This window comes from Xenorhabdus sp. TS4 (assembly GCF_014467265.1).
Taxonomy (GTDB): Bacteria; Pseudomonadota; Gammaproteobacteria; order Enterobacterales; family Enterobacteriaceae; genus Xenorhabdus; species Xenorhabdus ehlersii.
Map to the genome: position 1 here is coordinate 141,155 of NZ_NKHQ01000006.1, position 13,263 is coordinate 154,417.

The 13,263-nt window shown below is 41.7% G+C and carries 15 protein-coding genes; 9 read left to right on the plus strand and 6 right to left on the minus strand.

The window, feature by feature from the left end; all coding sequences use genetic code 11:
* Positions 1-8: 8 nt before the first annotated feature.
* The 4 genes from cysW to Xets_RS04830 form a co-directional block, all read right to left on the minus strand.
* On the minus strand, positions 9-854 hold the full coding sequence (gene cysW, locus Xets_RS04815) for a sulfate/thiosulfate ABC transporter permease CysW (protein ID WP_187651236.1): 846 nt from the start codon (positions 852-854) through the stop codon (positions 9-11).
* The gene (gene cysT, locus Xets_RS04820; protein ID WP_222941514.1) at positions 854-1,684 is read right to left on the minus strand and encodes a sulfate/thiosulfate ABC transporter permease CysT; all 831 of its coding nucleotides are present in this window, start codon (positions 1,682-1,684) and stop codon (positions 854-856) included. Before cysT ends, cysW begins: the two co-directional genes overlap by 1 nt.
* Positions 1,684-2,682, minus strand: a complete 999-nt coding sequence (locus Xets_RS04825) for a sulfate ABC transporter substrate-binding protein (RefSeq protein WP_255430567.1) — start codon at positions 2,680-2,682, stop codon at positions 1,684-1,686. Before Xets_RS04825 ends, cysT begins: the two co-directional genes overlap by 1 nt.
* Positions 2,683-2,986: 304 nt before the next feature.
* Entirely contained in the window at positions 2,987-3,562 is a 576-nt protein-coding gene (locus Xets_RS04830) for an RpoE-regulated lipoprotein (protein WP_244589804.1), read from the minus strand.
* A 331-nt stretch (positions 3,563-3,893) separates the two neighbouring features.
* On the opposite strand from Xets_RS04830, the gene Xets_RS04835 reads away from it, so the two are divergent.
* Complete coding sequence (locus tag Xets_RS04835) at positions 3,894-4,136, plus strand: hypothetical protein (RefSeq protein ID WP_099132078.1); 243 nt, start codon at positions 3,894-3,896, stop codon at positions 4,134-4,136.
* 94 nt (positions 4,137-4,230) lie between these two features.
* On the opposite strand, the gene Xets_RS04840 is transcribed toward Xets_RS04835, so the two are convergent.
* A complete protein-coding gene (locus tag Xets_RS04840) occupies positions 4,231-4,653 on the minus strand; it encodes a GNAT family acetyltransferase (RefSeq protein ID WP_074019750.1) in 423 nt (140 codons plus the stop codon).
* Positions 4,654-4,973: 320 nt separating this feature from the next.
* Between Xets_RS04840 and Xets_RS04845 the strand changes: the two genes are divergently transcribed.
* Both Xets_RS04845 and Xets_RS04850 read left to right on the plus strand, forming a co-directional pair.
* Positions 4,974-6,191: a site-specific integrase gene (locus Xets_RS04845; RefSeq protein WP_187651279.1), complete on the plus strand. Its 1,218-nt coding sequence runs from the start codon at positions 4,974-4,976 to the stop codon at positions 6,189-6,191.
* Positions 6,192-6,324: 133 nt separating this feature from the next.
* Positions 6,325-6,603, plus strand: a complete 279-nt coding sequence (locus Xets_RS04850; protein ID WP_187651238.1) for an AlpA family transcriptional regulator — start codon at positions 6,325-6,327, stop codon at positions 6,601-6,603.
* A gap of 173 nt (positions 6,604-6,776) precedes the next feature.
* Here the strand turns inward: Xets_RS04850 and Xets_RS04855 are convergent, their stop codons facing one another.
* Complete coding sequence (locus tag Xets_RS04855; protein ID WP_038205529.1) at positions 6,777-6,962, minus strand: YlcI/YnfO family protein; 186 nt, start codon at positions 6,960-6,962, stop codon at positions 6,777-6,779.
* Positions 6,963-7,155: 193 nt separating this feature from the next.
* Here Xets_RS04855 and Xets_RS23645 point away from each other — a divergent pair, with 193 nt between their 5' ends.
* The 6 genes from Xets_RS23645 to Xets_RS04880 all read left to right on the plus strand — a co-directional run bounded on the left by Xets_RS23645 (position 7,156) and on the right by Xets_RS04880 (position 13,258).
* Positions 7,156-7,281, plus strand: a complete 126-nt coding sequence (locus tag Xets_RS23645) for a hypothetical protein (RefSeq protein WP_255430562.1) — start codon at positions 7,156-7,158, stop codon at positions 7,279-7,281.
* A complete protein-coding gene (locus Xets_RS04860) occupies positions 7,274-7,681 on the plus strand; it encodes a hypothetical protein (protein WP_099132081.1) in 408 nt (135 codons plus the stop codon). The genes Xets_RS23645 and Xets_RS04860 overlap by 8 nt, the downstream gene beginning before the upstream one ends.
* A gap of 48 nt (positions 7,682-7,729) precedes the next feature.
* Positions 7,730-10,099 (plus strand): primase-like DNA-binding domain-containing protein, encoded by a 2,370-nt coding sequence (locus Xets_RS04865; protein WP_370588206.1) that lies wholly within the window; start codon positions 7,730-7,732, stop codon positions 10,097-10,099.
* A 525-nt stretch (positions 10,100-10,624) separates the two neighbouring features.
* Positions 10,625-11,590 carry a hypothetical protein gene (locus Xets_RS04870; protein WP_187651239.1) on the plus strand — a complete coding sequence of 322 codons (966 nt, stop codon included), beginning with the start codon at positions 10,625-10,627 and terminating at the stop codon, positions 11,588-11,590.
* Positions 11,587-11,982 carry a DUF1240 domain-containing protein gene (locus tag Xets_RS04875; RefSeq protein ID WP_099132084.1) on the plus strand — a complete coding sequence of 132 codons (396 nt, stop codon included), beginning with the start codon at positions 11,587-11,589 and terminating at the stop codon, positions 11,980-11,982. The genes Xets_RS04870 and Xets_RS04875 overlap by 4 nt, the downstream gene beginning before the upstream one ends.
* A gap of 124 nt (positions 11,983-12,106) precedes the next feature.
* Entirely contained in the window at positions 12,107-13,258 is a 1,152-nt protein-coding gene (locus Xets_RS04880; protein WP_187651240.1) for a phage major capsid protein, read from the plus strand.
* Positions 13,259-13,263 lie beyond the last annotated feature (5 nt).

The window sequence follows — 13,263 nt, forward strand, 5'->3', positions numbered from 1 at the left end:
CTCCTAACCTACCCTTGCTGGCGGCTTAAACGCCATTGCAATGCACTTTTGACAATCAGAGTAATAATCGCCATCACCGCCAATAAGGCCGCAGCCGTAAATGCGCCAACCGTGTTGTAATCTTGATACAACAGCTCAACCTGCAAAGGTAGCGTATAGGTTTCACCACGAATGGCCCCTGATACTACAGACACAGCACCAAATTCCCCAATCGCCCGCGCATTGGTCAAAACAACGCCATATAACAATGCCCAACGAATATTTGGCAATGTCACACGCCAGAACATCTTCCAGCCGGAGGCACCCAATAATAGGGCGGCTTCATCTTCCTGATTACCTTGACTCAACATCACCGGCACCAATTCACGGACCACAAACGGACATGTCACAAACACTGTCACCAATACCATACCCGGCCATGAGAACATCAATTGGATGTCATAACTCCCCAACCAGCTTCCTAACCAGCCATTCGCACCATAAAACAACAGATAAAGTAATCCTGCTACAACCGGCGAAATCGCAAACGGAATATCAATTAATGTCAGCAATAATTGTCTGCCTGGGAATTGGAAACGTGTCACTAACCATGCCGTCATCACACCAAAAACTACATTAAGGGGAACGGTAATAAGCGCAATCATCACGGTTAGCCAGATAGCGTGCAGCATATCGGAATCGAAAAGGTTCTGGGCAACCATGTCGATTCCTTTAGAAAAGGCAGTCAAGAAAATCCATGCTATCGGTATGACCAACAACAGAAGCGAAAAAAATACACCAGTGCCGATCAGTAACCATTTCCCCCAATTTATAGCGGGACGTTGTGCCACTGTGTATGTGGAAAATTCAGTCATTAATGTCCCCCTATCCGTTTACCAAAGCGGCTTTGCAATATATTGACGCTAAACAGCAGTAATAACGACGCTGCGAGGATAACGGAAGCGATCGCACTAGCAGCCGGATAGTCAAATTCTTGCAGGCGGACAAAGATCATCAGTGAGGCAACTTCGGTTTGCCAGGCAATATTGCCGGCAATGAAAATCACGGCACCAAATTCTCCCAGACTACGAGTAAAAGAGAGCACAGTTCCGGCAATCAATGCAGGTGAAACCTCTGGTAATATCACCCGCCGAAAAGTTTGCCAACGGCTTGCTCCCAATGTCTGTGCCGCTTCCTCATATTCAGGGCCTAGTTCTTCAAGCACAGGCTGAACAGTGCGCACCACAAACGGCAGGCTAGTGAATGCCATTGCGACCGCAATCCCCAGCCAGGTATTGGCGACTTTGATATCAAAATGACCAAGCCAGGCCCCATACCACCCAGTTGCAGAAAAGAGTGTCGCTAGCGTTAAACCAGCAACCGCCGTCGGTAAAGCAAATGGCAAATCCATCAAACCATCTAATAAACTACGTCCAGGAAATTGATAGCGCGTTAATATCCAAGCCATCAACATGCCAAAAAACATATTGAACAAACTGGCAACCGCTGAGGCCAACAATGTCACCTTATAAGCGGCAACAACCTGTGGGTTGATGATGACTTGCCAATATTGCACCCATGTCATACTGGAAAGCTGTACTACCAGAGCACTTAAAGGCAATAGCAGGATAAGGCAGACATAAAACAGGCTACAGCCTAAACTCAGCCCAAATCCGGGCAAGACTCGTTTGCTAAATACCCACATTATTTGTGCCCTTCTTTCAATAACTGATCAAGCATACCGCCAGTATTGAAGTGAGTTTTCATTACTTGAGGCCAGCTACCGAATTGTTCTTCGAGGCGAAACAGTTTGGTTACAGGAAAACGGGAGTGCTGTGCTTTCATAACATTTTGATCGATTACACGATAATTGAAGCGGGCTATGATTTGCTGGGCTGCCGGACTATACAGATAATCTAAATACGCTTTAGCAACTGCTTCCGTACCGTTTTTCTGAAGACTCTTATCCACCCAGGTTACAGGGAATTCAGCCAAAATATTCACTGGAGGTACAATGACTTGGTAATTATCTTCCCCATACTGTTTACGAATGTTATTGACCTCAGATTCGAAGCTAATCAACACATCCCCTATTCCCCGCTCAATAAAGGAAGTTGTTGCCCCACGACCTCCGGTATCAAACACCGCTACATTCTGTAAAAAATGCTGCATCAGTTGGCGAACCTTAGCGGGATCATGCGGATTTTTTTGCTGAAAAGCGCCCCATGCGGCCAAATAGGTATAGCGTCCATTACCTGACGTTTTTGGGTTTGGAAAAATTAACTTGACGTCATTTCGCACTAAATCTTCCCAAGTTTGGATATGCTTGGGATTACCTTTGCGCACCAAAAATGCCATGGTGGAATAATATGGAGAACTGTTATTCGGCAAACGCTGCTGCCAATTAGCGGGAATGAGATTGCCGCGATCGTGCAAGATCTGAATATCTGTGACTTGGTTATAAGTGACGACATCTGCCCGCAATCCATGCAAAATGGCCAATGCTTGTTTAGATGAACCTGCATGGGACTGCTTTATAGCCAGTTTATCCTGCGGGTTCTGTTCATTCCATTGTTTTTCAAATTCCGAATTCAAGCTCAAGAATAATTCTCGTCCAATATCATAAGAACTATTCAGCAACTCAACAGCCAAGGCGTTAGAGCTATAAACGTTGAGACAGGCACAAAACAACAGGCTAGTCATTCCGCTTAATAATTTATTTTTTATTGCCACTATTTTCATCTAACACCTTACTCATCACACCATTTGACAACACTTTCTCTACTGTATCCAGAATCCTTATAACAGGGTAGTTTACTGACTCCTGTTTTATATACCGAATTTTTATGAGAAATGATGAAAAGCGATAAGATGTAGAAAATATCAGGTTACAGGTGCCAGCCGCTTTTCAAGTAACTGAAACGGTTTGAACTCTGGCACTCTGCCCTCATCATACAAATGGATTAAAAGATTTTTTACTTGATATAAAGCTAGTTGTAGGCGTTTATCAGGATTTCCAAATAATACGCGAAACTTTCCAGCTCTTCAAAACATCATCAGAAGGCATTAACCCTTCAGGGCCTTCCCAAGCTCCGGTAAAAACATAACTGATATGCTGACTTTGTGGAGCAGTGCAAATGACTGTAGGCGGCACAGTGAAATCATGGGAGCGCTGACATTTTCCAAATGCCTGCTTATAGAGATCGGAGAAAGGTGTGCCTATTTTCGTTCCCCAAACTGTTTTAACCTCATCATCCAGCACGTCAATACGATTAACTTTACCATTGACCAGACCATGAAATTCCAGTTTTACCTGACCTTCTTCCATGCCCTGAATAACACTCACTAACTTGCCATCTTGCATCTCCATACCACTACGCAGACGATATTTTCCCGCCAATCCTTTTTCGATCGCAGATTGGGACATATCCGTCTGTTTATTGATTTTTCCTATACCCTGCTCAGAAACGCTTAAAGAACTACCAAACCAATTAAAAGGTGATAAAGTAGGCCATGACATTCTTAAAGTTCCAGCACAAGCCGTCAATAAGAATGAGCATCCGACTAAACTGCTGGCTACCATAACTCTCTTCTGTTTAGAACAGAAATTAAATGCAAAAAATTTATCCATCGCTGTTTTCTTACCTTTGGCTCTATGGCGTTGTCATTTGATATCTATCAGACCACATTCTAAAAAAAACATTCAATTGTAAATATACAAACCATTCATCAACAGAAACATCAAAATTATGTTTAAAAGATGTTATTTATCAAGTATTGCACATCTATTTATAAGATAAACTGTATGGTCAAATAGTATTTTAAATCTTCATCCGTACCTGACTGCCAATGATTATTTTCATATTTCCCTGTTATGGCTCATTGGCTAGGTGATATAACCCAAGAGAGAAATAATGAATACTCCTTATCAATATCATGTTAATTATCAACAGCCTTCTGACTGGATTGTATTAAAAGGAAAGTCCACATACTCTATACCTGAGCATTATTTTCTATCTAAGGATGAGAATGGGAATATTAAAGTGATACTTTACATTGACAATGAAAAGCCGGTAATGTCAAAAGATCTTCTTGTTATAAAAAACAAATATATGAGAAGATGGGTACACTCTATTCATGCTTCATCAAAAAAGTAATGATTCAAAAAGATAATGGCTAAATAGAGAGGTATATAAATAGTATGATTCCATTCAGCCATTTCATGGCTTGTATATTTATCTAACGATTCATTTAATCAATAATCAATCGCTTGCTAAACATGACATTTTCTTGGCCCAAATAATCATATTCCATTTTTTCACACATGCAGATTGTTGCATCATTTTCTTCTGGAACCACAATCAAAATACTGGGGCAACCTCTGGCCAATAATTTCTTTTCCAAGCGGGAGATCAATGCATTGGCTATTCCCCTGCCTCTGAATTCAGGATGCACTCCCAGATAATAGGCATGACCACGATGTCCATCATAACCGCCCATAACTGTACCAACCACTTCTCCCGCAACTTCAGCAACCAGAAATAAATCAGCGTCATGAGTAAGTTTACGCTCAATATCTATTTCTGGATCATCACCAGAGTTAATCAAATCACAACGTTCCCAAAGTGTGATAACGGCTTCAAAGTCGTCTTGCCGAAATACCCGAATTTCCATAGTTAGTAAGCCTATTTAATAAGCAGTTGAATCAATGTTAATTATCACTGCTTTTATTTTGGAATCAATATGAAAATGCGTTTATTGGTACTAGCAGGTATACTGCATATCTTTATAAACTAACCAAAATGAAAGCAGAAATGAATATACCTAATATATATTAGTTTAATGTTTCGATGTTTGTCTATGATTATTGTTTTTATTTTAAAATCAAATGATTAATTATTTATCTACCTGTATATTGTTCCAGTGCTTATTGACGTTTTACCTCTCTTGCAGCACACTATGTATAAACAATTATATAAATATCTTTAATGATCATGGCTGCCGAATTAAACAAGCTCAGTGATAAAAAACTTAAAACCCTACACGGAAAAGAAAGGAATAAGATTGAATTTTTTGCCGATGGCGCTGGATTGAGTGCAAAAGCATCTAAAGTTGGTGGTATTAGTTGGGTCTTTACCTACCGACTTGATGGTAAAAAGTTAAACCGTCTCACCATTGGGCGCTACCCTGATATGTCCCTCAAGCAAGCCCGTGAAACACGGGATAAATGCCGTAACTGGTTGGCATCCGGTAAAGATCCAAAGCTGCAATTTAATTTAACGATGCAGGAATCATTAAAACCAGTCACCGTAAAAGACGCCATTGAGTATTGGATCGAACACTATGGCAGAGACAATCGAGCCAATATTGATGCCCTCATTCGCCAATTAGAAAAGCATATTTATCTCTATATTGGTGAAATGGCATTATCTGACTGTGAAATAACATATTGGCTACAATGCTTTGATAAAATGAAAAAGGAAGCTCCTGTGGCTGCTGGCGGGATGCTTCAATTATGCAAACAATCTCTAAGATTTTGCCGTGTAAGAAGATATGCAATTAGCCATGTATTGGATGATTTGACTATTTCTGATGTCGGAAAAAAACAAACTAAAGGCCAGCGTTATTTAGAAGATAATGAACTTGGTCAATTATGGGAATCTATAAGATCAGGAAGCTACCTGCCCTATTATAATAATTTATTGAAAATTTTGATTGTATTTGGTTGCCGGACGAGAGAGATCAGATTATCTAAATGTTCAGAATGGAATTTGAATTCTATGTTATGGACTGTCCCAAAAGAAAATAGCAAGACAAGTGAAAGAATTATTCGCCCGATACCTGAGCGTATGAAATCATTCTTAGAAAATCTTGTTTATCAAAATAATAAAAATGATTATCTATTAGGAGAACTTAAAAGCACCGAAACAGTATCTGAGTATGGAACGAAGATATGGAGAAGATTAGGCCATGTAGATAAATGGTCTCTGCATGATTTAAGGCGTACTTTTTCCACAAAATTAAATGATATGAAAGTAGCTCCACATATCGTAGATCAACTTTTAGGTCATATCTTGCCGAGCGTCATGGCGATATACAACAAGAGCCAATACCTACCAGAGAAACGAGTTGCTTTAAACCAGTGGTGCGAGCGACTGGATCTATTAGCGGGTAATCATGATAACGTGGTTATATTAAAAACAGCTCAATAATGGGAACTAATGAGTTTGATGATGAACATGATCATTGTGATATATACGTAACAAATGTGGCTTTCTTTCGTAATAATTTCTATTAAGTAAAATACCCTCACAAAAACAATTAAACAGTGAGGGTAACATAATCATGCAATACAGCACTCCTATACCAGAAGAACGTCGCTCCATCCTTTCCGAATATGGTGAACCTTATGATCGTCTTATCCGTGAAAAAGAACGCCAGCACATCACCTCTATTTCCAGAACGTCAGCATGGAAACTGGAAAATGAAGGCCGTTTCCCTGCCCGTAAGCCATTAGGTCGCAATTCCTGTGCTTGGTTGCTCAGTGATTTGCTGCATTGGGTACGTAATCCGCCCACAGTAGAAAACGTAAATAACCCGTATAGCCGTAAACGTACCAATTAAAGAATAACATCATGGAAAAATTAACAACCTTAATTGGTTGCGATCTAACTCACTCTAAAATCAGCTTAATTTTTGGGAATCAGTGGATTAATGGTAAGTACTAGCTATAGAGGTTCTTTAAGATTAAGCAGCCATCAATTTGAGAGACAACCCTCTTTTAGAGGGTTAATTGATTATTCTTGCTCAGATGATGCTTTGGATTTGCGCTGGCGGCGTTTAATTTCACCTGTCATAGCCGAAATTATAAATTGTGCGGTACTTTCACCCTCTTCTTTAAGTTTTTCCATTGAGTCAACAAGTTCATGCGGTACACGTGCTTCTAATTTTTTTGACTTTGCATTTATTGCTTTCGTTGCCATATCTGTATCCATTAGTAGTTGGTGGCTGACAGTATACACAAAAAATTTTCATGAAAAAGGATTGACGTGGCTGACACTTAAAAATAACATGGTGGCTGACACCTTGAATCATTCAAGGAACAAAAACAGCGACGCCCCGAAGTGCGGTAACACTATCGAGGCGTCTAACCACAACATTATCGGAGCTAATGCTATGGCTGACATACAGTCTAACCAAACTCGCCTAAAATTTACATTCCTAATTGCATCCGGCACTCAGCGGCTGGCTGGTATGTCCTCACTGATCTTCGTATCACGTCAGGAGATACACCATGAGTAATAAACCTATCTCATTAAAACAGGCGCTATATCGCGCAAGTCTGGGTGTTTCACTCTTCACATTTATTACCAAAAAAGCCAAAGATGAATGCGAAATCAACTTAAATAATCTGATTGCACTGGCGGGCGATATTCATCAGGAGGTTCACCGAGCTTTGTTGAAACATTCTCCACAGCCTCTTGTGAATAAATTATTAAATTGCGTTGTGTATAGGAAATCCGACCCATTAGATCAGGCCGCGTTTCGGGCGGGTTTATGCATCTCTTTATATGAGATCATTCTTGAACAGTCTAGCCAGCACTGTTCCGAAGAATTACATGATTTGCTTTCACTGGCCTGTGATATCAATCAGGAAGTTTACTATTCGCTTTATGCGGCTGTTAATGGCGAGGACAAGTGATCATGAGTCAGGGAAATAATATTCAAAAAAGCCGGTCCGTTAGATGTTATTCGTGCAGTGAAGCAATCCGCCGCCAATTATTGGCAAAACCTGTTACCCGCTTGTGGCGTTGATATTCCCGCCAAGGGAAAGCATGGTGCTTGCCCGATATGCGGCGGAACTGACCGTTTTCACTTTATCGATGATAACCATAACGGCGACTGGCATTGTCGCCAGTGCGATGAGCCGAATCACGGTGATGGGTTGGATTTGGTGGCAAGAACCAAAGGGATCACCGTCTTTGCCGCGGCTAAGCTGGTGGCGGATGTGCTGGCAATGCCTTTGCCGGAACCCAAGATCGCCAAAGAACAATCTAGAGCAGCAAAACCTATTGCTGAACGCATCATGGCACTGGTTGCCACCGCTGTTAAGGGCGAATCTCAATATCTGCTGAAAAAGGGGCTGCAATGCCCCAATCAGCGGTTATTAAAAGATGGTTCGTTGCTGCTGGTGACTCAAACGCTGGATGGCACAATCACGGGCGCACAAACCATCAAGCCGAACGGTGAAAAACGCCTTGTTGCAGGTACGCAGAAGAAAGGCAGTTTTATCCCCATATCCAAAATTACCGGAACGCCGGACATTTTCATTATCACCGAAGGTTACGCCACCGCTTTAACGGTCAGGCAGTTACATAAAGGCGTTGTGCTGGCGGCCATTGATGAAAGTAATTTACTCACGGTTGCCGAACAGTTCAGAACACAGTGGCCCAACGCAAAAATCATCCTTGCTGCTGATAACGATTGGCACGAACCGGAAGAGCGGGACAAAAATGGTAGGTTAAAAAAGAATGTCGGCAAGATAGCGGCAGAAAAAGCCTCTATAGCGATTAACGGCTGGGTAACGTTACCGCCTACGGAATTAAAATCTGATTGGGACGATTATCGCCAGCGCTACGGCATTAAGATGGCAAAGCAGGCATTCAGCAACGGGTTATATCAGGTTGGGGAGCAAAAACTCATGGAAGCAGAAGCGGTGATTATCCACGAAACAAAGCCCAAAAAGGCCAATAACAATCTGGCACAAATGGCAGCCAGTCAGCGCGGGGCGCTATTGGTTGAGCGATACAGTAAAGTGGCAGTTAATCCTGATAGTGAAATGGTTTACCACTATAACGGTACAACATGGGAAACCGTGTCGGATAATGAGCTGCGCCGCGCAATGGTGGCAATCTTTGACCAGCACGAAACTCCTTACAGCCCGAACGGGATCAATAACGCTATCTATGCCATGAAATTACAAGTGCCTGTTATCGGCGAGCAGCGGCAGGATTTAATCGGGTTTCGTAATGGAGTGTATGAATTATCGACACAACAATTTACTCCTCATCAGTCGGAACACTGGTTAATGAACCATAACGGCATTGCATTCACCCCGCCTGCTGTCGGTGAAAATTTGCCGGATCATGCCCCAGATTTTTACCGCTGGTTATCTCATGCGGCAGGAAGCAATGAAAACAAAATGAATCGCATCAAAGCGGCCTTGTTTATGATTCTGGCAAACCGCTATGACTGGCAGCTATTTATTGAAGTGACGGGCGAAGGTGGCAGCGGTAAAAGCATCTTTACCTATATTGCAACCTTATTAGCAGGGGAGCACAATACCGCCAGTGGCAACATGCGAGCGCTGGACGAAGCCAGAGGCCGCTATCAATTCGTTGGGAAAAGCCTGATTACGCTGCCCGATCAGGTTAAATATGTCGGTGAGGGCGCAGGCATTAAGGCGGTGACAGGCGGCGACCTGATTGAAGTAGACGGAAAATATGAGAAACAGTTCTCAACTGTGATTAAAGCCGTGGTACTAGCCACCAATAATGAACCGATGAGCTTCACCGAACGCAACGGCAGCATAGCACGGCGGCGGGTGATATTCCCGTTTAACATTCCGGTCAAAGAGTCAGAGAAAGATCCACACTTGCCGGAGAAAATCCGTCGGGAACTGCCCGTTATTATTCGCCATTTATTAAACGAATTTGCCGACCAGAACAAAGCTAAAAAGCTGCTACAGGCACAACGCGATTCTAACGAAGCATTAACGGTGAAAAGCAATTCCGATCCGTTGTATCGTTTCTGCGGTTATCTGGTAACCGTCAATGAGGCTACTGGGATGAAGATGGGTAATAAGAACATCAGCCCACGCGCACCGAGGCTGTATTTGTATCACGCTTACCTCTCTTTTATGGAAGCACACGGCTTTGAACGCCCGCTTACACTGACCAAGTTCGGCGAATCACTGCCTAAAATTATGATGGAATACAAAAAGGAGTATCGGAAAGTGCGAACCAAGAAAGGTTACTCTTATAACGTTGAGTTATCAGAGGAGGCCGAAGAGTGGCTGCCGTCTGTGCCTGAGTGTGGAGGATTTAAATCCCCTCAATAAACTTTTTATGTTTTAGTCTGCATCCCCTACATCATTTTAAATATCTATCTGTATTTAAAGGAAAATAATAGAGGTATAGTTATTTCTTAGCTATACATCAAATATACATTCTCTTCATTAGGATAAAAAAGGGGTGAATAGGGGTTACAGTTAATGAATATTATATTAATTGCCAAAAACCCAGATGTAGCAAGGCTTTCAGGGGAATGTGCAGAGGGTGCATAACTGAGAGGAGAAAAAAGATTTATAGGGGGTATCTCTGGCAGGCAAATAAAAGCCGGATGAGTCTGGGATAATAAATTTAGTGCATAATTTTTTTATTATGGTATGACTGAAATTAAAATTAAGTAATTGTCTGATTTTGCTTAAGAATAGAGATTCATCACAAATTTAAAGGAGGATCTTTTCCATGCTGGAATGGGTAAGCATTGTTGTTATATCCTGCTTAATTGATGCTACATCGGAAATCTTGACACAAGTCAATCAATTATTAATTTGATATTGAGTGCTACGGAGAATTGAGGAATGACACATAAGAAATATAATCCCACTTGGGATGGCTATATGGGGGATGTTTTAAGGGGGAATGTGGGAATTAATCAGCTAAAGCCTCAACATGAATTTTTTGATGCTATTGGTCTAGAAAAAGTATTGAGGGATAATACCCAGTATCACTTTGTTCTCACATTATCAGAAGCTCAAAGCATTATTGAGGATATCAGTCCCCGCCGTCCACAAAGTCCAAATCATGGAGAAGCATTTGCAAGAGGTATGAACGAAACACACCTAAGTTATGAAGAAGCATTTGCAAGAGGTGTGGACGCAGGAAACAAGAAAAAAGATCCTATGGCGCGTGTATTTTCTGTCACTGATCCCATATCTACCTACGCAGGAAACATCTATGATTCACGTGGATTCCATGATGTTGTTCGAGAATTTAAGAGCTTAAGCATTAAAGCGGTAGAACATGTAGGAAAAAATGGGGAAAGGTATATTCACATATCAGGGCATGCAGGTCTTCGGAATCGTATCATGGGGACACGATATCGTGCCCAAAATCCCCAAATGCTTGGAATGGGAATTGGGCAGCAGGGTCTTAATGCAAGCGTTGTTCAAGGAGTTAGATTCTCCATCATTTTTTCTATTGGATATCGAGTAATAGAAAGTATTTTTAAGGATGAATATACGCTAGCCGATTTTCTTGGAAATGTAACCATGGATATGGCTAAAACTGCTATTATTGCTGCTTCCTCCTGGGTTGTAGGATCACTTTTAACTGCCACTGCATTTTTAGGTGGAAGTATTATTGCCGTTGCTCTGATAGTTTTAGCTGTTGGAGTTCTAGCGGCTTATATTTTAGATACTCTTGATAAGCAATATGGGATAAGTGAAAAATTAATAGCACTTTTGAAAGAAGAAATGAAAAGAAAACCAAGAACACCGGAAGCGGATTTACAGCATTTTTTTAATGAATTAGGAAGGTTTAGGTGAATAGTAAATACCTCCAAGCATTAGGTGTGCTAATATTATTATTGTTAGTAATATTTACGGTTATTTTCGTTATTGGCGATGCTGTTTCATTAATATTAATGAAAGATGAAATAACATTTTCTGCCACTGTTGTTATTGGTGTCATGACTTCACCTCTATTATTTTACGCGTTATTATGCTCTATTTTTTTCTTTATTTTTAATAGGCAACCTAAATTTAATAAAGTGATTGTTAACTTTATGGTTTGGTTGGCAATTTTATCATTCATCATCAGCTTACCTGTCTCTTTTTATGTTAGCTATAAGTTAAAAAATGATGGTTATCTGACATGTGATAAAATATCGTGGATGTCACCAACAACCTACGTAAAAAATTTATTACTTTGTAAATGAAATGTTTTGTAAATATTTTATCTTCATGTTTCCCCTTGTTTAGCCTCTAAATCACAGAGGCTTTTTTATTATTTTTCACGGTGTTAAATAGTGTTTTAAAGAAAATAACTATTCCAAAAACACCATGAAAAAACTACTCGAATTACGCCAACAGAAAGCCGATTTAACCCAGCAAATGCGTTCGCTGCTCACCAAAGCCGAAGACGAAAAACGCTCACTCAATCCCGATGAAGCCAAACAGTTCGACGAGCTGCGCAGTCAGTCCGATGCCCTGAATGCAGAAATTGCCCGTTATGAGGCGTTATCGGATGAAGAACGCAATCAGGCCAAGAACCAGCCTACCAATGAAAAACTCAGCAATGACGAACTCCGCCACTATATTGTGACCGGAGAAACCCGCACCTTGTCTACAGGCGTCCCCTCAGAGGGCGGCTATACCGTTATCCCCGAACTGAATAAGCAGATCATGCAGCAATTGGCTGATGAGTCAGTGATGCGCCAAATCTGTACGATCAAAACCACTCGCAGCAACGAATATAAACAGCTTGTTTCGGTCGGTGGTGCGGCGGTGGCACACGGCGAAGAAGGTAAGTCACGCGGCGAGACAACCACTCCGAAAATGGAAGAAGTCAGTATTAAGTTGTTCCCTGTCTACGCCTATCCCAAGACCACGCAAGAGATTATCGACTTTAGCGATGTGGATATCTTAGGCTGGCTGACCGCCGAGATTGCCGATACCTTCATTGATACCGAAGAAACGGATCTTGTCAGCGGTGACGGCAGCAAAAAAGCCAAAGGCTTTCTGTCTTATCCCCGTGACACCCAAGCTGACAAGGTACGTGCATTTGGTACGCTGCAAAAGCTGGAAGTTGCCAAACTGGAAGCCGATAGCCTAATTGACCTGAAATTTCTGCTCAGGAATAAGTACCGTAAGAATGCGGTGTGGGTAATGAACTCCACGACCGCCGCCCAAGTGCAGAAGCTGAAAAACGGTAATGGGGATTACATCTGGCGCGAACGTTTACAAGCGGGTGATCCCGATATGTTGCTAGGCTTACCTGTCCATTATCTCGAATTTATGCCCGATGGCGTGATCGGTCTGGGTGACTTCAAACGCGGTTATTTCATTGTTGACCATGAAACAGGTATTCGTACCCGTCCCGACAATATCACCGAGCCGGGATTCTATAAGGTACACACCGACAAGTACTTAGGTGGCGGTCTGGTGGACTCCAACGCCATCAAGGTGCTGGAAGTGAAAGCAGCCAGTAAATAAGCGAG

Excerpts from the sequence above, each read along its gene's own strand:
- Xets_RS04845 (WP_187651279.1), top strand. The coding sequence starts at position 4,974 with ATGGCTGCCGAATTAAACAAGCTCAGTGATAAAAAACTTAAAACCCTA.
- Xets_RS04835 (WP_099132078.1), top strand. The coding sequence starts at position 3,894 with ATGAATACTCCTTATCAATATCATGTTAATTATCAACAGCCTTCTGAC.
- cysT (WP_222941514.1), bottom strand. The coding sequence starts at position 1,684 with ATGTGGGTATTTAGCAAACGAGTCTTGCCCGGATTTGGGCTGAGTTTA.
- Xets_RS04840 (WP_074019750.1), bottom strand. The coding sequence starts at position 4,653 with ATGGAAATTCGGGTATTTCGGCAAGACGACTTTGAAGCCGTTATCACA.
- cysW (WP_187651236.1), bottom strand. The coding sequence starts at position 854 with ATGACTGAATTTTCCACATACACAGTGGCACAACGTCCCGCTATAAAT.
- Xets_RS23645 (WP_255430562.1), top strand. The coding sequence starts at position 7,156 with ATGGCTGACATACAGTCTAACCAAACTCGCCTAAAATTTACATTCCTA.
- Xets_RS04860 (WP_099132081.1), top strand. The coding sequence starts at position 7,274 with ATGAGTAATAAACCTATCTCATTAAAACAGGCGCTATATCGCGCAAGT.
- Xets_RS04830 (WP_244589804.1), bottom strand. The coding sequence starts at position 3,562 with ATGGTAGCCAGCAGTTTAGTCGGATGCTCATTCTTATTGACGGCTTGT.
- Xets_RS04880 (WP_187651240.1), top strand. The coding sequence starts at position 12,107 with ATGAAAAAACTACTCGAATTACGCCAACAGAAAGCCGATTTAACCCAG.
- Xets_RS04850 (WP_187651238.1), top strand. The coding sequence starts at position 6,325 with ATGCAATACAGCACTCCTATACCAGAAGAACGTCGCTCCATCCTTTCC.
- Xets_RS04825 (WP_255430567.1), bottom strand. The coding sequence starts at position 2,682 with ATGACTAGCCTGTTGTTTTGTGCCTGTCTCAACGTTTATAGCTCTAAC.
- Xets_RS04870 (WP_187651239.1), top strand. The coding sequence starts at position 10,625 with ATGACACATAAGAAATATAATCCCACTTGGGATGGCTATATGGGGGAT.
- Xets_RS04855 (WP_038205529.1), bottom strand. The coding sequence starts at position 6,962 with ATGGCAACGAAAGCAATAAATGCAAAGTCAAAAAAATTAGAAGCACGT.